The following is a 16,026-nucleotide window of genomic DNA, read 5'->3' as shown; positions in this document are numbered from 1 at the left end:
GGCGGAACTGTTCCGAACCGACACCGCCCAATCCGGGGGTCTCAGTTCGCCAGCGTCGTGAACCGACCGACGCTCTCGTCGGTGCCCGCGACGATGACGTCGTCGCCCCGCCGGAAGTGGAAGTCCGGTCCCAGTTCCGTGACGACACTGCCGTCGCGTTCGACCGCCACGACCGTACACCCGGTTCGGGCGCGGATGTCGGTCTCGGCGAGACTCTGGCCGACGAACTCCGTGGCCGTCGTCCGGACGATTTCGACCTGCTTGTCCATCGAGATGACCTCCTCGCGCTCCAGAATCGTCGAGGCGAGCATCCGCCCCGAGACGGTGGCCAGCGCCAGCACGTAGTCGGCCCCGGCCCGGTAGAGTTTCTTGACGTTCCCGGTCTCCTCGGCCCGGGCCAACACCTCGATGTCGGGGTTCAGGTCGCGCGCAACCAGCGTCCCGAATCCGGTCAGCGTGTCGTCGGCGACGGTGAACACCACGGTTCGGGCCTGTTCGATGCCCGCCTGCTCCAGCGTTTCGGGGTTGGTCGTGTCGCCCTGCACGTCCACACCGGGTTTGTCCGCGACGTCCACCACGGTGTAGGAGATGTTCGCGGCGGCGAGCGCGTCGGTGACGGTCGAACCGACCTCGCCGTGACCGACCACGAGGACCGTCCCCCGCCGGGGACTCCGGGCGGTCGAACTCGCGAGGTCGTTGAGACGTTCGAGTTGGGCCTGTCGCCCGGCGACCAGCAGGACCGTCCCCGCGGCGAGTTCGGTCTCCGGCGACGGCGGCGTCTCGAACTCGCCGCGAGTCCACGCCCCGATGACGTTCGCTCCCGAGCGCTCGCGGATACCGCTCTCGGCGAGGGTGTGACCGACGAGTTCGCTCCCGCGCTGGACCGAGAGTTCCGCGATTTCGAAGTCCGAACCGATTTCGACCACGTCGCCGAGTTCCGTCGAGACGGCGGTGGTAATCTTGTCCGCCAGACTCTCGCCGACGAGTCGCCGCGGCGAGAGGACCTCGTCCACGCCCGCGAGTTCGTGGTACGCCTCGTGGTCGGGTTCCTCGACGACGCTGACGATGCGCACGTCTTCGGCGGCCTCCCGCGCCGTCAGCACGATACTCACGTCCACTTCGTCGCCGGCGTCGGCGACGAGTGCGGTCGCGGCGTCGAGGTTCGCGTTCTCCAGCGTCTCGACCGACTCGGGGTCGCCGTGAATCACCGAGTAGTCCGACTCGTAGAGGTCCAGTGCGGTCTCGCGGTCGGGTTCGACGACGACGTACTCGACGTCCCACGACTCCAGTTCGGAGATGAGCGTCTCGGCCCGTGGAGTGTGCGTACAGATAACGACGTGGTCCTCGAGGTCCTCGACCGACGTCGGGAGCGTGGTCGAGAGCGCGTCCTCGAACAACGGGACGACGAACACCGGCAAGGCCGCGAAGATGAGGACCACGCCGGTCAGGTCCATGAGCATGACGAACAGGTTCATCTCGGGGGTCTCCCACGGCGCGTCCGACCCGTACCCGGTCGTTGTGAACGTCTCCACCACGACCTGCATGGACTGGTAGAACGGTTGGGTGTGGCCCTCGTGGACGGCCATCCCGTAGTCGTAAATCAGCGCGTACCCGACGAAGACGGCGACGAGCGTCGAGACGTAGTAGAGCGTTCGGCGCTTCCACGTTTCCATCAGGTGGTGATTTTCGGGGGACGGTGTAATGGATTGGGGTTAGCGTCGGTCGCCGACTCCGCGACGGCGACCGCACTTCGTGCGGCCACTACTCCCCGGACCGAAGGCGGCCGAGCAGGTCCGTGATTCTGTCGAGCGAGGAACTCGTCAGGACCGTGAGAGCCTTGTCGGCCTTTTCGTAGACGCCCTGCAACTTCCGGACCTTCCGCAGGTCGCGCTCGGCGCGCTCGGAGTCGGCGTCCCGAAGCGTCTCGGCCGCTTCGTCGAGCGCCCGCGTCATGATGCGGACCTCGCTCCGGACCTCCTGATTGAGCAACTGCTGGAAAACGTGCCAGAGGTCGGTCTCGGCCTCGTAGTAGGCCTTCTTCCCCTCACCGGGTATCGACCGCCGGTGGGCGAAGTGGTAGCGCTCCATCGCGGACATCGCGGTGCTGACCGTGGACTTGGCGTAGTCGCTCTCGTCGGCGAGGCGGTCGAGCGACAGCGGTTCGTCGGCGAAGTAGAGCAGGCCGTAGAGTCGTCCGTAACTCGGCTTGATGCCGTACACCTCCGCCGCGCGGGCCATCGCCTCGATTACTTCCTCGCGGGCGCGGCGAACGGCCGCCTCGTCGGGGTCGCCTTCGTCGGTTGGTTCGTCGGCGGAACCGGCGTCAGAGTCGGTCATTCGGGTCGGTCGAACGTTCGCCGCCGAAACTAATAAATCGTGGTATACAGAATATTCGGTATATGTCGAATATAGAAAATAGAGTTCGGGACGATGCGACTGACGGGGCCGACCTCGGCGACGAACTCGTCGTTCGCGGCCGGAACGTGACGAAGACGTACGACTCACCCCTGCCGTTTACACGCTCGGTCGAAGTCCTCCGCGGCGCGGACCTCGACGTCCGCCGGGGCGAAATCGTCGGCATCGTGGGCGAGAACGGGAGCGGGAAGTCCACGCTGATGAAGATTCTCGTCGGCGCGCTCGACCCCGACGACGGCGACGTCGCCGTGGACGGCACGGCGGGATGGTGCCCGCAGGACCCCCTGCTGTACGACCGCCTCACCGTGGCCGAGACGTTCCGGTTGTTCGGGACCGCTTACGGGATGACCGACGGCGAGATTCGGGACGCCCGGGACCGTCTGGCCGACCGACTGGGCTTCGAGGAGTTCCTCGACTACCGCATCGACCAACTCAGCGGTGGGAACCGACAGAAGGTCAACCTGAGCGTCGCGATACTGGCCGACCCGGACGTGCTGTTTCTGGACGAACCGTACACCGGGTTCGACTGGCAGACCTACCTCGCGTTCTGGGAGTTGACCGAGGAACTGACCGACCGCGGCGTCGCCATCGCGGTCATCTCGCACTTCGTGAGCGAGCGCGAGCGGTTCGACCGCATCCTCGAACTCGAAGGCGGCCGACTGACCGACGTGACCGACGCCGACCTCGCGGACCGCCCGACCGAAGACCCCCGAGACCCCGGTAGTACCGCCGGGGACCCCGAATCGGCCGCCCGGGAGGTCGAGACCGATGCCTGAGAGTGCGAGACCACAGAACCGAGCGAGTGGCGGGCGACAGGCAAGCCGACTCCGCCGCCTCCGAGTCGGGGTGAGTTCTCACGTCCGCGCCTTCGTTCGCACACCTATGAACGTCGCATTGCTCGTCGTCCTCCCGGTCGTGGTCGTGGAGGGCTACGGAACGGCGATGGCGGCGTTCCCCCAGTTTCCGCACCTCGACGGCGGGACGATGGCCGAGATGGGACGAGTCAACGGCGCCATCTACGCCGCCGCGTTCCTCGCCGGAATCCTCGGCCTGTTTCAGATACTCGGAGCGGTGCAGGCCGACGAGCGACTCGGCGTCTGCGGGTACGACCGCGCCGAACTGTTCGCCTCGCGGTTGGTCGCGGTGGTCCTCGGGAGTGCGCTGGTCGCGGGCGTCACGACCGCGGTCCTCTGGTGGCGCGTCGAACCCGAGGCCCCGCTCGCCGCGTTCGGCGCGCTGACGCTCGCGGCGCTGTTGTACGGACTGGTCGGCATGCTCGTGGGCGCGGTCCTGCCGCGGGCGCTCGAAGGGTCGCTCGTCCTCGTCTTCCTCGTGGACTTCGACGACTTCCTCTCCAGCGGACTGCTCGACGTGGATTCGCCCTTCCTCGTTCTCCTGCCGCTTCACTATCCGCACGACCTGTTCCGGTCCGCCGTGTTCGACGGAACGGTCGCAGTCGGGAACGCGCTCGCCGGGACCGCCTACCTCGGGGTCGCGTTCGCGGTGGCGCTGGTCGTCTACGCCCGAGTGACCGGCGACGGGGGTGTATCGGCGTGAGCCGAATCAGTCGGCGAGGTCCCACCGCCACGGCGTTCGAGATGGGTCTCCGCGAGTACGCCCGGACGCCGGTGTTGCTCGCGCTGCTGGTCTTCCTCCCGGCGTACTTCGTCGGCGTCCTCGTCTTCCTCCTGCCCGACTCCCCGGTTCCCGTCGAGGTTGCCGGGAGAGGGACCGTCACGCTCCCGTCTTCGCAACTCTACGGAATCCTGCTCGTCCCGCTGATGTGCGCGCTCGTCGGCGGTATCGCGGGACTCTTTCTGATGCTGACCGCCCGCGACGCGGACGGCCGTCTCGCGGTCGCGGGCTACCGACCGGCGCAGTTACTGTTCGCCCGTGTCGGCCTTCTCGCCGTCGCCGCGGCGGTCGCGGCCGCGGTCTCGCTCGCGGTTCTCTCCGTCGAGGTGGTCCCCGACCGACTCGGGTGGTTCGCGGTCGCGTCGGTGCTGGCGGGTCTCACCTACGGACTCGTCGGGGCGCTCGCCGGACTCGTCCTCTCGCGGTTGGCGGGGGTCTACCTCTTGCTGTTCGCCCCGATGGTGGACGTGTTCTTCTTCCAGAATCCGATAGTTTCGGACCCTCACTGGCTCGCGTCGTCGCTCCCCGGCCACTACGCGACGGCGGTCGCCGTGGACGCCGGACTGTCGGCGTCGGTCGCGTTCGAACCGCTCGGCCGGGCGGTACTCTACCTCGGTGCTGTGAGCGTCGTCACCGCCGTCGCGTACTATCGGACGATACGACTGGGGTAGGTACGACTTCTCGTTCGGTACGGTCCCACCCTGACCAAACACATCGACCGCCGAATTTATTATCCGGTAGTACAACCTAGTAATCCATGACGCAACTCCAGCGTGCCCGCGAAGGAACGGTCACCGATGCGATGGAACGGGTCGCCGAACGCGAACAGGTGGACCCCGAGTTCGTCCGCCAGCAGGTCGCAGACGGACGGGCCGTGATTCCGGCCAACGTCGAGCACGACCGACTCGACCCGATGATTATCGGGCGCGAGTTCGCCACGAAGGTCAACGCCAACATCGGCAACAGCGAGACGGACAGCGGTGTCGAGGAGGAGTTGGAGAAGTTGCACGCCGCGGTCCACTACGGCGCGGACACCGTGATGGACCTCAGTACCGGCGGCGACCTCGACCGGATTCGGACGGCCAACGTCGAACACTCGCCGGTCCCCCTCGGGACCGTACCGATTTACGAGGCGGTCAAGCGCGCCGAGAGCGTCGAGGACATCACTCACGAACTCCTGCTCGATGTCATCGAGAAGCAGGCCCAGCAGGGCGTCGATTACCAGACGATTCACGCCGGCATCCTGATGGAACACCTGCCGCTGACCGACGGCCGCAAGACCGGCATCGTCTCGCGCGGCGGGTCCATCCTCGCCCAGTGGATGGAGGAGAACGGGATGCAGAACCCACTCTACGCCAAGTTCGAGGACATCTGCGAAATCTTCGCGGAGTACGACGTGACGTTCAGTCTCGGGGACGGTCTCCGCCCCGGGTGTCTGGCCGACGCGGGCGACGACGCCCAGTACGCGGAGTTGGAGACGCTCGGCGAACTCACCAGTATCGCGCACGACCACGGCGTGCAGGTGATGGTCGAGGGACCGGGGCACGTCCCGATGGACCAGATTTCGGGGCAGGTCGAGCGCCAGCAGGAGGTCTGCGACGGCGCGCCATTCTACGTCCTCGGTCCCCTCGTGACCGACGTGGCACCGGGCTACGACCACATCACGAGCGCAATCGGCGCGACCGAGGCCGCCCGTGCGGGGGCCGCGATGCTCTGTTACGTCACGCCGAAGGAACACCTCGGACTCCCCGACGCCGAGGACGTGCGCGACGGACTCGCGGCCTACCGCATCGCGGCCCACGCCGCCGACGTGGCGAACGGACGCGAGGGCGCCCGCGACTGGGACGACGCCCTCTCGGAGGCCCGGTACGACTTCGACTGGCGACGCCAGTTCGACCTCGCGCTCGACCCCGAGCGCGCCCGGTCGTACCACGACCAGACGCTCCCCGGCGACAACTACAAAGAAGCCCGCTTCTGTTCGATGTGCGGCGCGGAGTTCTGCTCGATGCGCATCGACCAAGACGCTCGGGACGCAGACGGCGAGATGAGCGAGATAGCCGAGGAGACCGACGTGGATGCCTCCCCCGCGGCGGAAGTCAACCGACCGCCGGTCGGCACTCACGAGGTCGATGGCGCACCGCTCGAAGACGTGAACCTCGACCGCGAGTACCCGTCCGCGGACGACTGACGGGGCGTTCGAGCGACGGGACCCTCGCTGACTGTCCGCTCCGACGGGACCCGCGACCGAAAAAAGGAACCGACCGCGTCAGGGGTCCGTACACTGGTAGTACGAGCAACACGACGCCTGCGTCGCCACGCGGTCACCGTCGTACGTGATGGCACTCGATGCGTAACACGACCCGTCAGCATCGGGCGGACAGGCGTACTGACTGCAACTCTGGGTCGTCACGGTATCCTCGGCGTCGAGCGTTCCGACTTCGGGATTGAACACGGTCACCGAGTCACCGTCGTCGAGGAGGGCGTACGACTGTCCCGTCCCCGGTTCGACCGAGAGCGTGAGCGTCCCCTGCGCGACCTCAGTCACGGTGACGAGTTTGGCCGGTTGAACGTCTGACTCCACGAACGCCGTCCCCGATTCACCGCGCAGCGAGGCGTGGGGTGATGCCGGGCGGTCGGTCGGGAGTTCACTGACATCGGGGGCGTCGAGGACACCTTCTTCGGAGAGCAACGTCAGTAAGTCACTCCCGTACGATTCGAGCAACTGTTCGGACTCGTCTCGGCGCGCGGGGCGACCGGGTTTCTCGGAGTCGGCCGCGGCGGCGCTCCCGGCGGCGAGACCGGTCGTCGCGCCCGCCACCGCGACTCGCTTCAGGAGCGAACGTCGGTCGATGGTCGTGTCGTTTGGTTTCATGGACTGCACATCCACGTTTATAGTTAGAGAGTTAATATTTCTAGCCTAAAATTTTAGGCTATACAAAGCGGTACGTTTCCGGCGTTCACTCCACTCGCTCTAAAACCACGCCGTCGTCGAATCGGCCGCGTTCTTCTGCCTTCTCCTCTCGGAGGCGCTCCAGGTCCCCCGAACCGAACTCGGCCGCGTCTTGAATCGCCGCGACTACCTCCAGCACGTCGGCGAGTTCCTCCGGGTCGCCGCTTTCGCGGAACTCCTCGCTCTCTTCGCAGAGTTTCTCGCGCAGGCGGCGTCGGTACTCCTCGCCGTCTGCGACGTGGGTCACGGGCGTCTCGTCGTTCTCGCGAACGACGCCGGAATCCGGTCGCGGACGAGTTTGTCGTACTCGGTCACGGCGGAACGGTCCTCACGGCAGCACTGAAACCGTTTCGGTCAGACCGCCTCGGCGCTCTCGGGACCGGTCTCTCCTGCCTGCAGACACTCCTGCACCGAGTCGGTGAGGGTGTAGAGTTGCTTGCGGGCGTCGGGGATGTACACGCGCTCCTCGATGACGCCCTGCTCCTTGAGGCGCTTGATGGAACTGCGGACCGTCCGGGGCGAGAGGCGAGTCCGGTCGCTGATTTGTTGCTGGGTCAGCGCCTCGTCGTTGTACTCAAGTACCTTCACGACCAGTTTCGCGCTCGGCGGGGCGTCGTCGTCGAGACAATCAGTCATCGTGTTCGTAGCGTCGGACGCCAACGGATTATACGTTTCCTAACCCCGATGAAACGAGGTTACTGCTCGGTAACTGCCGGGAGTCCCCGGTAGTAAATCCCACGTTTCCGCGGGGAGAACCCGGTGGACACGTCGTCCGCAGCAGGCAAGACCTTTACCCGCTCGCGCCCGGCCTACCGACATGTACCTCGCAGACCAGACGTGGCCGGAGTTGGGCGACTACGTTGCCGAGGAGTCGTTGGCGTTCGTGCCGCTGGGTTCGACCGAACAGCACGGACCGCACCTCCCGCTCTCCACCGACCACGCGATTGCGGAGGGTCTCGCGCGCGAAACGGCCGACCGGACCGGCTACCTCTGCACGCCGACCGTGAACGTCGGCGTCAGCCCCCACCACAAGCAGTTCCACGGAACGATGTGGGTTGACCCGCCGGAGTTCCGCGACTACGTCGAGAGTTTCTCCAGAAACCTCGCGTACCACGGCATCGACCGCATCGTCTTCGTCAACGCCCACGGCGGCAATCAGACCCACCTCCGGGAGGTCGGCCGTCGCCTGCGCGAGGACGAGGTGGCCTACGCCGTGGAGTGGATGTGGGACGAGTCCATCACCGACCTCGTGGACGACCTCTTCGCGGTCAACGGACCCCACGGCGGCCCGAAGGAGACCGCGATGATGATGCACCTCGACCCCGAGAACGTGCGGACGGAGAACCTCGAAGAAGCGCGAGACGGCGGCGCGTCCGACTGGCCGCTCGACGACGCGTTCGTCCACGGCGCGCGCAACTTCTACGACGCCATCGACAACACCGACAACGGCGTCCTCGGCGACCAGACCGACGCCACTCCCGAGAAGGGCCGAAAACTCTTCGAAGCCGCGAGCGACCAGTTGGCACAACTGGCGACGTGGCTCGACGAGCGGCGGTTCGAGGACCTGATGGCGAAGCCCCACGTGGAACCGCGACCCGGCAGTCGGCGGTAGCGTCGTCCTCGAACCTCGACGGGCGGCCCGAATCCCTAACCGGTCGCCACTCCTACGTCCGGACATGAGCAGGTACACGGCCGCGGACGACCCGGACGACGACGTGGAGAACACGGAGCGACTCCGAATCGACGAGAGCGACACGACCGACGAACGCGTCACCGCCGACGAAGGGTCGGGCGACGGGTTCTGGGACGTCGGCGTCGCCGCGGCGCTCGCGGTGGTCGGAGCGGCGCTCGTCCTCTTCCCCGAACCTGCGACCACGGTGACTGGGTTCCTACTGTTGGCGTTCGCCATCAGCCTCGTTGTCCTCGACGCGTTGACGTGACGGGGTCGGCCACAGGCCATAACCATGTCAGGACCCTCTTTTTGCACATGGCGAACGACCCGTACACGGACGACGAGTACGACGACACATACAGAGAAGTCCACGGGGACGAACCGACGCGCGACGAGTACACCGGCGACGGTGCGACCGACGACACCTTCTTCCCGTCGGGCGTCGGCGGGTCGCTCTACCCGACCGGGTGGGGCGTCTGGCCCGGCGGCGACACCGTGGACGCCGACTACGACGGGACCGAAGGTGAGTACGACGAGCGAACCGACCGCGCGGGGACCGACGAGGACGACGGTAGCTGGTGGGACGAGGGACTCATCGGCGCGCTGCTCTTGGTGGGCGTCGTGCTGTTCTTCTTCCCGGAACCCGCTACTTCCGCCATCGGTATCGGTCTCATCACCATCGGCGTGATAGCGTGGATAATCGACTGGATGACGTGAGGCGGCGACCCGGCGATGCGGGCCGGTGCGGTTACGGACTCTCGTCGTGACCGTGAACACGGCATGGGAACACTGAACCCCGACTTCTCTGACTCCACAGTTATCGTCACGGGCGCGAGTGCGGGCATCGGCAGAGCGGGTGCGCTCGCGTTCGGCGACGCGGGCGCGACCGTCGTCGTCGCCGACGTGCGCGAGGACCCGAAGGCCGAGGGCGAATCGGTCCCGACCCACGAGCGAATCCGCGACGGCGGCGGCGACGCCGAGTACGTCGAGACCGACGTCTCGGACCCAGACCAGATTCGGACGCTAATCGAGTCGGCCCGCGAGTTCGGCGGCGTGGACGTGATGGTGAACAACGCTGGCGTCTACACGAAGCGCCGGTTCCGCGAGGTCACGCCCGCGGAGTTCGAGGAAGTCCACGCGGTCAACGCGCGGGGGACCTTCTTCGGGACGCAGTTCGCCGCGAACGACATGATAGACCGCGGCGACCCCGGGGTCGTCATCAACACTTCCTCGGACACGCAGGGCCGAGCGGCGTGGGACCACTCTCACTACGCCGCGACGAAGGGGGCGATTCGAATGATAACGCGGAGCGCGGCCCTCGAACTCGCCACCGAGGGCGTGCGGGTCAACGCCGTCGCGCCCGGTCCCGTCGCCACCGAAATTCGCGAGGGGTGGTCCGAAGAGGCCGAGGAGATGGCACCGGAGGGAGAGACCCCCGACCTCCCCATGCGGGCGGCCGACCCGGCGGAGTTGGCCGGAGCTTACCTCTTTCTGGCGAGCGACGCTGCGTCGTACGTGACCGGCGAGACCGTCTGGGTGGACGGCGGCGGCCACGTCGCCTGACCGACCGGATTCGAGGGGCGACGTCCGAGCTACAACCGGACCCAGTCGGTGGTCAAGTCGCGGCTGGGGACGTGCCACCGCTGTTGGGCGTCGTGACGGTGGGTCGCCGCATCATCTGACCGGATTTCGATGACCGCGTCCACGTCGGGAGCGAGTGCCCGTGTACGCTCGCTGTCGTAGTCGTCCTCTAAGAGGTAGTGGGCCATCGCGTCGTGGTCGCGGACCGAGGCACCGACCTTCCGGAGGCACCGTCGAACCACCTCCCGGCCGTGGTGGTCGAACAGCGTTCCGAGCGAGTCGATACCGACGCGCAACTCCCCGGGGCGGAGACCCTTGGCGTCGCGCGCGAACTCCTCGATGGACTCAACGAGCGCGGATTGAAGTCCGTCGAGTCGTGGGTCGGTGACTCGAGTCTCGGGAATCACCGCCTTCGCCGAGTCGCTCGAACGCGCGGCCGACGTAATCGACCGCGGTGCGTCGGCGTGATTGACGATTTTCGTCGTCTCTGACACCGGACGCGGGGTCGCGTCCGGGTCGGGGAGGCGGTCGGCGATGCTCCGCGCCTCCGCGTCGGTCGCCGCCAGCAGTCGGTACCGCGTGGCCGCCGGGTCGCCGAACAGGTTCGCGCTCGCGCGCGTGAACAGTTCGGGTCGGGCGTCTCCGACGACCAGCAGGGTACAGCCGGTGGCTTTGAGTTCGTTCAACAGCCCGAGGAAATCGGCGAGGTCCTCGGCGGTCGCGTCGGAATCCCGACTGCCGGAGCTATCTGTCGCCATCGCTTGTCTTGTGATAGAATCACACTCTATAAGTTATAAATTTTCCCCATCCACTATAGGGAAATTGAACGTCAGACGGACGACGTTCGATAACTCAGCGAGAGACCTTGACCGAGAGGAACCCCGACCGTCTCGAACGCCGGGTCGTCACGAACGGCCCGGAGGTAGTCGGCGACGCCGCGGGTCTGGTCGTCCACGTCGCCGGGGTCGCGGCCTTCGAGCAGTTCGAGAATCGAGTGGAAATCCTGCGCCCCGCTCTCCATCGCGTTGTCGGCGACGACGACACCGCCCTCGGCCACCTTCTCGCGCACCGCGTCGAAGGCGTCGGGGTAACCGTCTTTGTGGCAATCGACCAGCACCACGTCGAAGGGTCCGTCGTACCGTTCGACGGTCTCGAACGCGTCGCCCTCCTCGAAGATAGCCCGGTCGGCGTACCCGCCGCGAGCAAGATACTCCCGGGCGTCGGCGAGTTCCGCTGGGTCGTGTTCGGTCAGGACGACCTCGCCGTCTTCCGGTAACGCCGCAGCGAACCAGTATGCCGAGTAACCGAATCCCGACCCGAACTCGAAGATTCGTTCGGCGTCCACCATCCGCGCCACGAGACGGAGGAACCCGCCGACCGCCGGGCCGACCGTCGGGAAGCCGATTTCTTCGCCGTGGGTCTCCATCTCCCGCAACGTGTCGTCGCGGTCGGGCACCATCGCGCGGACGAACCGTTCGGTCTCCTCGGGCAGTAGCTCCATGCACGAACGGTTGCGAGGTGGACAGTTAATCCTTGGCAGATGGCGACAACCTGAGCGCGATACCTCCGAACTTCGGTCCGTCGGAACCTCGCGAGGCGAGAAAACTGGTCGAATCTGCAGTTACCGTCCCCTCACTACTCTGCTCGCCGTGGTGGTTCCTCGGCGTGTCTCGTTCCCGACGGTGACGAACGCGACGGCGTTGACCGGGAGTCCGGTCGGTTCGAGGTAGGGCCTGTCGGTGGCGTTCGCCGGCCCTACCGCTTGGGCCTGAGTCGCGTTGAAATCGAACGTCTGATTCTCGTTCGTGTCGAGGTGAGGCGTCGCGATGAGAACCTGCGAGCGACCGATGGGCATCTCCAACGAGACGGTCAGGTTCTCGTGGGTCCCGGGTTCGAGGTAGGTCGTGTTGCCGAGAACGGTGCCGTTCTGGGCGAAGACGACCACGTAACCGCCGGCAGAGAGGTTCACCTCGGCAACCGTGACGGCCGACCCGTTCGAACGCTGGTCCTCGAAAGTGACCGACGCGGACTCGTTCGCGGTCTGGTTGCCTTGCGTCGTGGTCTCCTGTGCGAGCGGTGCAGGCGATGCGTCGGGGGCCGTGCCCGCCGCGGGTACCGCACCGACCGCGCCCGACAGACCGGTCGTAACCAGCAGCAGTGTGAAGACGAGCGCACCGAACGTCGCGTTTCGTGTCATTCTCCCTCGGACTCTCGGTCGCACTACGAATAAACGAGAGCGACCGTTTCGGACCGTTCACGCGCGTAACGCTCTGATACGCCACCACGACGACTGGTCGAGTCCGTTTCGGCCGACGCTAGGTCCGGTTAGGTTCGACTTACGACACGACGACTCCGTCGATTCACGAGCGAAGGCGCCGGGGAACGGTCCGCGACCAGTTTCACTTTCACTCTCCAGTATACGCCACCTTATCTCCCTGCGACGCCAACCACACTCGATGGCAGCAACAGAGAAACTCGACACGCTCCCCGGAGTAGGACCGGCGACGGCCGAGAAACTGCGCGGCGCGGGGTACGACACGTTCGTCTCCATCGCCGTGGCGAGTCCCGGCGAACTCTCGAACACCGCCGACGTCGGCGAGTCCAACGCCGCCGACATCATCCGGGCGGCCCGCGACGAGGCCGACGTTGGTAGTTTCGAGACCGGCGCGGAGGTGCTGAAGCGCAGGGCCGACATCGGCAAGTCGTCGTGGAACGTCCCAGCAGTGGACGAGATGCTCGGCGGCGGCGTGGAGACCCAGTCTATCACCGAGGTGTACGGCGAGTTCGGGGCCGGGAAGTCGCAGGTCACCCACCAACTGTCGGTCAACGCTCAGCTTCCGCGGGACCACGGCGGACTTGAAGGCGGTGTCCTCTTCGTGGATAGCGAGGACACGTTCCGGCCCGAGCGCATCGACGACATGGTTCGGGGCCTCGAAGACGACGCCAAGCGCGCCGCCGCCCAGCGCTACGGCGTTCAGACCGAGGACGAACTGGTCGAGGCGATGCTCGACCGGATTCACGTCGCCAAGGCGTTCAACTCCAACCACCAGATGCTGCTGGCCGAGAAGGCCGAGGAACTCATCAAGGACCGGGCCGACTCCGAGGTACCGATACGGATGGTCTGCGTCGATTCGCTGACGGCTCACTTCCGGGCGGAGTACGTCGGCCGGGGCGAACTCGCCGAGCGCCAGCAGAAACTCAACAAGCACCTCCACGACCTCGTTCGCGTGGCGAGTCTCCACGACGTGGCCGTGGTGGTGACCAATCAGGTCCAGTCGAACCCCGACTCCTACTTCGGCGACCCCACCAAGCCCATCGGCGGCAACATCCTCGGGCACGCCTCGACGTTCCGCATGTACCTCCGGAAGTCGAAGGGGAACAAGCGCATCGTCCGCCTCGTGGACGCGCCCAACCTCGCCGACGGCGAGGCCGTGATGCGGGTCACTAACGACGGACTGAAACCGGAGTGAGGAGGACCCGCCTTCGATTTTGGGTCTCCGAAGCGGACTGGACTACTGTGTTGCCAGTCGAGCAATGACCGGTCGCACCATACGAACGACACGACACTACAGCGAGGGCCAGTCCCGGAACGACGAGTTGTTCCGCTGTCGGTGAGCCGACAGTCGGTCTCGTCGTCGCCGGACGGAGCACGCCGAACGACCCGACGAGGAGGTAACGGGTCAGAAGTTGGAGTAACAGTCTGGGCCAATAGCCTCAGTTATTCCACAACTATCAGCAAATTAACCGACTATCTCCAAAAATACTCATTAACTGTGGCCGACGTGGCCAAATATTTAAACAATACTGGTGTGGTAGCCGGTGGCCGCGGGGGTACAACAATGGGGAACGAACGTGAGACAGGGTCAGAGGAACGAAGCGACGAATCCGAACAGGGGCCGTCCCGACGGAGTGTACTGCAGGCGACCGGGGCCATCGGCGGTTCGGGGTTCGTCGGAGGATTCGCATCACTTCCAGAAAGTGTAATCAGTGGAAAAACCGATGTACGTGACGACGAGCAGGGGACTGGGTACTTCGAGCAGGGAACGGACGTCGGCCTGAAGCAGGTCGCGGGTGGACTCACCGCACCCACCGCCTTCGCCGTCGCAAACGAGGAGCGCGAACGGTGGTTCGTCACCGACCAGACCGGGCAGGCCTACTACAAGGAGGACGGTGAACTCCAGCAGTTCATCAGCGTCAAAGACCAGATGGTGGAACTGGGGAACATGTACGGTCAGTTCCCTCCGGAGAAGCCGGGTCTCCAGTACGACGAGCGCGGACTGCTCGGCATCGTGTTCCACCCGAAGTTTGCAGAAAACCGGAAGTTCTATCTGCATTACAGCGGCGCACCCGACGAGGAACTTCCCGACAGGTGGGACCACTACACCGTCCTTTCGGAGTTCCGGGCGGGCCAAGACCTGAACACCGCCGACCCGGAAACCGAACGGCGGCTGTTGCACGTACCGCATCCGCAGATGAACCACAACGCCGGACCGATGGCGTTCGGTCCCGACGGCTACCTCTACTTCCCTATCGGCGACGGCGGTGGCAAGAACGACACGTTCTACGGTCACGTCGACGACTGGTTCGGTCTCAACGGCGGCGGAAACGGCCAAGACGTGGACGAGAACCTGTACGGCAGTATCCTGCGCCTCGACGTGGACGGCGGGAATCCGCAGGCGGACCCGGTCCGAACGGGTACCTCCGGAAACCAAGACCGACCGTACGGTGTCCCGGACGACAATCCGTTCGCCGGTGGGGACAACACCGGTCTCGACGAGATATACGCCTACGGGTTCCGTAACCCGTTCGGTCTCTCGTTCGACTCCAACGGCAACCTGTTCCAAGCCGACGCCGGCGAGGCGCTGTACGAGGAGGTGAACGTCGTCGTGAAGGGCGGCAACTACGGCTGGAACATCAAGGAGGGAACGCACTGTTTCGACGCGGAGAATCACGACAAGCCGCCGACGAAGTGCCCCGACTACGCCCCGTCGCCGACCGGCGACGGTGTCGAACCCCTAATCGACCCCATCGTGGAGTTCCCGCACGAGTACGAGGGGAACAAAGTCGGTGAAGTCGTCATCGGCGGGCACCGATACGAGGGCGACGCCATCCAGCAATTGCAAGGTAAGTACGTCTACGGGGCGTTCTTCAAGAGTCGGAAGCAATCGAAGGGCCGATTGCTCACGGCCGCGCCGCCCGACGGCGAACTCGGGGAGATTACGCTGAAAGACCTCGAACCGAACTTCCCGGAGGATGCGAACGTCCCATCCGAGTTCATCAATCCGTCCAGCGACGAAGTCCAGAAGGGCCAGAAGTTGAGCGACGCGCTGGTCGACAAGAACAACGCGAAGAACGACTTCCCGTTCGACCAACTCTGGGACATGGCGGAACTGAACGTCGTCGGGACCGAAGACGGAACGCCCAACCACTACGTGCGTCAGTTCGGTCGGGACGGCGACGGCGAACTGTACGTCCTCGTGAACGACAAACTGCTCCCGAGGGGCGAGACGGGGAAGGTCTACAAAATCGTGCCACCGGAGGAGGGCGACCAGCAGGTCAACGTGAACGCTACCGAGAGACCGACCGGGAACGAAACGACCACCGCGAACCGAACCGAGACGCCTGCTACGAATCAAACGACAGGAAACGAGACGTCGTAAGGACGCCTCGAACTCATTTCTTCGTGATGCGACAATCTGGTATCCAGACTGTTCGGCCGCTTCGTTCTGACTCTTCGTCCCGGTCGGAAGATAGAGAAGTCGCCCAACCCCCT

General features: G+C 65.5%; 17 protein-coding genes and 1 pseudogene. 10 read left to right on the top strand and 8 right to left on the bottom strand.

What is annotated here, in order from left to right; genetic code table 11:
• Nucleotides 1-41 precede the first annotated feature (41 nt).
• Both FXF75_RS15815 and FXF75_RS15810 read right to left on the bottom strand, forming a co-directional pair.
• Nucleotides 42-1,673, bottom strand: coding sequence for a TrkA family potassium uptake protein (locus tag FXF75_RS15815; protein WP_163522822.1), 1,632 nt, complete (start codon nt 1,671-1,673; stop codon nt 42-44).
• Nucleotides 1,674-1,761: 88 nt separating this feature from the next.
• Nucleotides 1,762-2,337, bottom strand: a complete 576-nt coding sequence (locus tag FXF75_RS15810; RefSeq protein WP_205427716.1) for a GbsR/MarR family transcriptional regulator — start codon at nt 2,335-2,337, stop codon at nt 1,762-1,764.
• Nucleotides 2,338-2,399: 62 nt separating this feature from the next.
• On the opposite strand from FXF75_RS15810, the gene FXF75_RS15805 reads away from it, so the two are divergent.
• From FXF75_RS15805 to thiC, 4 genes are all read left to right on the top strand, one after another.
• Nucleotides 2,400-3,191: an ABC transporter ATP-binding protein gene (locus FXF75_RS15805; RefSeq protein WP_163522821.1), complete on the top strand. Its 792-nt coding sequence runs from the start codon at nt 2,400-2,402 to the stop codon at nt 3,189-3,191.
• 106 nt (nt 3,192-3,297) lie between these two features.
• On the top strand, nt 3,298-3,972 hold the full coding sequence (locus FXF75_RS15800; protein WP_163522820.1) for a hypothetical protein: 675 nt from the start codon (nt 3,298-3,300) through the stop codon (nt 3,970-3,972).
• On the top strand, nt 3,969-4,721 hold the full coding sequence (locus tag FXF75_RS15795; protein ID WP_163522819.1) for an ABC transporter permease: 753 nt from the start codon (nt 3,969-3,971) through the stop codon (nt 4,719-4,721). The genes FXF75_RS15800 and FXF75_RS15795 overlap by 4 nt, the downstream gene beginning before the upstream one ends.
• Before the next feature lie 86 nt (nt 4,722-4,807).
• Entirely contained in the window at nt 4,808-6,238 is a 1,431-nt protein-coding gene (gene thiC / locus FXF75_RS15790) for a phosphomethylpyrimidine synthase ThiC (RefSeq protein ID WP_163522818.1), read from the top strand.
• Nucleotides 6,239-6,316: 78 nt separating this feature from the next.
• On the opposite strand, the gene FXF75_RS15785 is transcribed toward thiC, so the two are convergent.
• From FXF75_RS15785 to FXF75_RS15775, 3 genes and pseudogenes are all read right to left on the bottom strand, one after another.
• Nucleotides 6,317-6,922, bottom strand: a complete 606-nt coding sequence (locus FXF75_RS15785; RefSeq protein WP_163522817.1) for a hypothetical protein — start codon at nt 6,920-6,922, stop codon at nt 6,317-6,319.
• An 85-nt stretch (nt 6,923-7,007) separates the two neighbouring features.
• A pseudogene (locus tag FXF75_RS15780) lies at nt 7,008-7,315 on the bottom strand (hypothetical protein).
• Nucleotides 7,316-7,354: 39 nt separating this feature from the next.
• A complete protein-coding gene (locus tag FXF75_RS15775; RefSeq protein WP_163522816.1) occupies nt 7,355-7,636 on the bottom strand; it encodes a winged helix-turn-helix transcriptional regulator in 282 nt (93 codons plus the stop codon).
• A 181-nt stretch (nt 7,637-7,817) separates the two neighbouring features.
• Between FXF75_RS15775 and FXF75_RS15770 the strand changes: the two genes are divergently transcribed.
• The 4 genes from FXF75_RS15770 to FXF75_RS15755 all read left to right on the top strand — a co-directional run bounded on the left by FXF75_RS15770 (nt 7,818) and on the right by FXF75_RS15755 (nt 10,235).
• Nucleotides 7,818-8,612, top strand: a complete 795-nt coding sequence (locus FXF75_RS15770; RefSeq protein ID WP_163522815.1) for a creatininase family protein — start codon at nt 7,818-7,820, stop codon at nt 8,610-8,612.
• Nucleotides 8,613-8,676: 64 nt separating this feature from the next.
• Nucleotides 8,677-8,940: a hypothetical protein gene (locus tag FXF75_RS15765; protein WP_163522814.1), complete on the top strand. Its 264-nt coding sequence runs from the start codon at nt 8,677-8,679 to the stop codon at nt 8,938-8,940.
• 47 nt (nt 8,941-8,987) lie between these two features.
• Nucleotides 8,988-9,389 carry a hypothetical protein gene (locus tag FXF75_RS15760; protein WP_163522671.1) on the top strand — a complete coding sequence of 134 codons (402 nt, stop codon included), beginning with the start codon at nt 8,988-8,990 and terminating at the stop codon, nt 9,387-9,389.
• Between the two features lie 63 nt (nt 9,390-9,452).
• The gene (locus FXF75_RS15755; protein ID WP_163522813.1) at nt 9,453-10,235 is read left to right on the top strand and encodes an SDR family NAD(P)-dependent oxidoreductase; all 783 of its coding nucleotides are present in this window, start codon (nt 9,453-9,455) and stop codon (nt 10,233-10,235) included.
• 29 nt (nt 10,236-10,264) lie between these two features.
• Here FXF75_RS15755 and FXF75_RS15750 read toward each other — a convergent pair whose 3' ends face one another.
• The 3 genes from FXF75_RS15750 to FXF75_RS15740 all read right to left on the bottom strand — a co-directional run bounded on the left by FXF75_RS15750 (nt 10,265) and on the right by FXF75_RS15740 (nt 12,450).
• On the bottom strand, nt 10,265-11,011 hold the full coding sequence (locus FXF75_RS15750) for a hypothetical protein (protein WP_163522812.1): 747 nt from the start codon (nt 11,009-11,011) through the stop codon (nt 10,265-10,267).
• Nucleotides 11,012-11,082: 71 nt separating this feature from the next.
• A complete protein-coding gene (locus FXF75_RS15745; RefSeq protein ID WP_163522811.1) occupies nt 11,083-11,754 on the bottom strand; it encodes an O-methyltransferase in 672 nt (223 codons plus the stop codon).
• A 120-nt stretch (nt 11,755-11,874) separates the two neighbouring features.
• Entirely contained in the window at nt 11,875-12,450 is a 576-nt protein-coding gene (locus tag FXF75_RS15740) for a hypothetical protein (RefSeq protein ID WP_163522810.1), read from the bottom strand.
• Nucleotides 12,451-12,709: 259 nt separating this feature from the next.
• Between FXF75_RS15740 and radA the strand changes: the two genes are divergently transcribed.
• Nucleotides 12,710-13,723 (top strand): DNA repair and recombination protein RadA, encoded by a 1,014-nt coding sequence (radA, locus tag FXF75_RS15735; protein ID WP_163522809.1) that lies wholly within the window; start codon nt 12,710-12,712, stop codon nt 13,721-13,723.
• A 369-nt stretch (nt 13,724-14,092) separates the two neighbouring features.
• Nucleotides 14,093-15,913, top strand: a complete 1,821-nt coding sequence (locus FXF75_RS15730; RefSeq protein WP_163522808.1) for a sorbosone dehydrogenase family protein — start codon at nt 14,093-14,095, stop codon at nt 15,911-15,913.
• Nucleotides 15,914-16,026 lie beyond the last annotated feature (113 nt).

The organism is Halorussus sp. MSC15.2 (assembly GCF_010747475.1).
In the GTDB taxonomy this organism is placed as follows: domain Archaea; phylum Halobacteriota; class Halobacteria; order Halobacteriales; family Haladaptataceae; genus Halorussus.
Note: the sequence above shows the minus strand (reverse complement) of the source record. Positions and strands in the feature narration are given on the sequence as shown.

Excerpts from the sequence above, each read along its gene's own strand:
- FXF75_RS15810 (WP_205427716.1), bottom strand. The coding sequence starts at position 2,337 with ATGACCGACTCTGACGCCGGTTCCGCCGACGAACCAACCGACGAAGGC.
- FXF75_RS15785 (WP_163522817.1), bottom strand. The coding sequence starts at position 6,922 with ATGAAACCAAACGACACGACCATCGACCGACGTTCGCTCCTGAAGCGA.
- FXF75_RS15760 (WP_163522671.1), top strand. The coding sequence starts at position 8,988 with ATGGCGAACGACCCGTACACGGACGACGAGTACGACGACACATACAGA.
- FXF75_RS15745 (WP_163522811.1), bottom strand. The coding sequence starts at position 11,754 with ATGGAGCTACTGCCCGAGGAGACCGAACGGTTCGTCCGCGCGATGGTG.
- FXF75_RS15765 (WP_163522814.1), top strand. The coding sequence starts at position 8,677 with ATGAGCAGGTACACGGCCGCGGACGACCCGGACGACGACGTGGAGAAC.
- radA (WP_163522809.1), top strand. The coding sequence starts at position 12,710 with ATGGCAGCAACAGAGAAACTCGACACGCTCCCCGGAGTAGGACCGGCG.
- FXF75_RS15775 (WP_163522816.1), bottom strand. The coding sequence starts at position 7,636 with ATGACTGATTGTCTCGACGACGACGCCCCGCCGAGCGCGAAACTGGTC.
- thiC (WP_163522818.1), top strand. The coding sequence starts at position 4,808 with ATGACGCAACTCCAGCGTGCCCGCGAAGGAACGGTCACCGATGCGATG.
- FXF75_RS15800 (WP_163522820.1), top strand. The coding sequence starts at position 3,298 with ATGAACGTCGCATTGCTCGTCGTCCTCCCGGTCGTGGTCGTGGAGGGC.
- FXF75_RS15805 (WP_163522821.1), top strand. The coding sequence starts at position 2,400 with ATGTCGAATATAGAAAATAGAGTTCGGGACGATGCGACTGACGGGGCC.
- FXF75_RS15730 (WP_163522808.1), top strand. The coding sequence starts at position 14,093 with ATGGGGAACGAACGTGAGACAGGGTCAGAGGAACGAAGCGACGAATCC.
- FXF75_RS15750 (WP_163522812.1), bottom strand. The coding sequence starts at position 11,011 with ATGGCGACAGATAGCTCCGGCAGTCGGGATTCCGACGCGACCGCCGAG.
- FXF75_RS15770 (WP_163522815.1), top strand. The coding sequence starts at position 7,818 with ATGTACCTCGCAGACCAGACGTGGCCGGAGTTGGGCGACTACGTTGCC.
- FXF75_RS15740 (WP_163522810.1), bottom strand. The coding sequence starts at position 12,450 with ATGACACGAAACGCGACGTTCGGTGCGCTCGTCTTCACACTGCTGCTG.
- FXF75_RS15815 (WP_163522822.1), bottom strand. The coding sequence starts at position 1,673 with ATGGAAACGTGGAAGCGCCGAACGCTCTACTACGTCTCGACGCTCGTC.
- FXF75_RS15755 (WP_163522813.1), top strand. The coding sequence starts at position 9,453 with ATGGGAACACTGAACCCCGACTTCTCTGACTCCACAGTTATCGTCACG.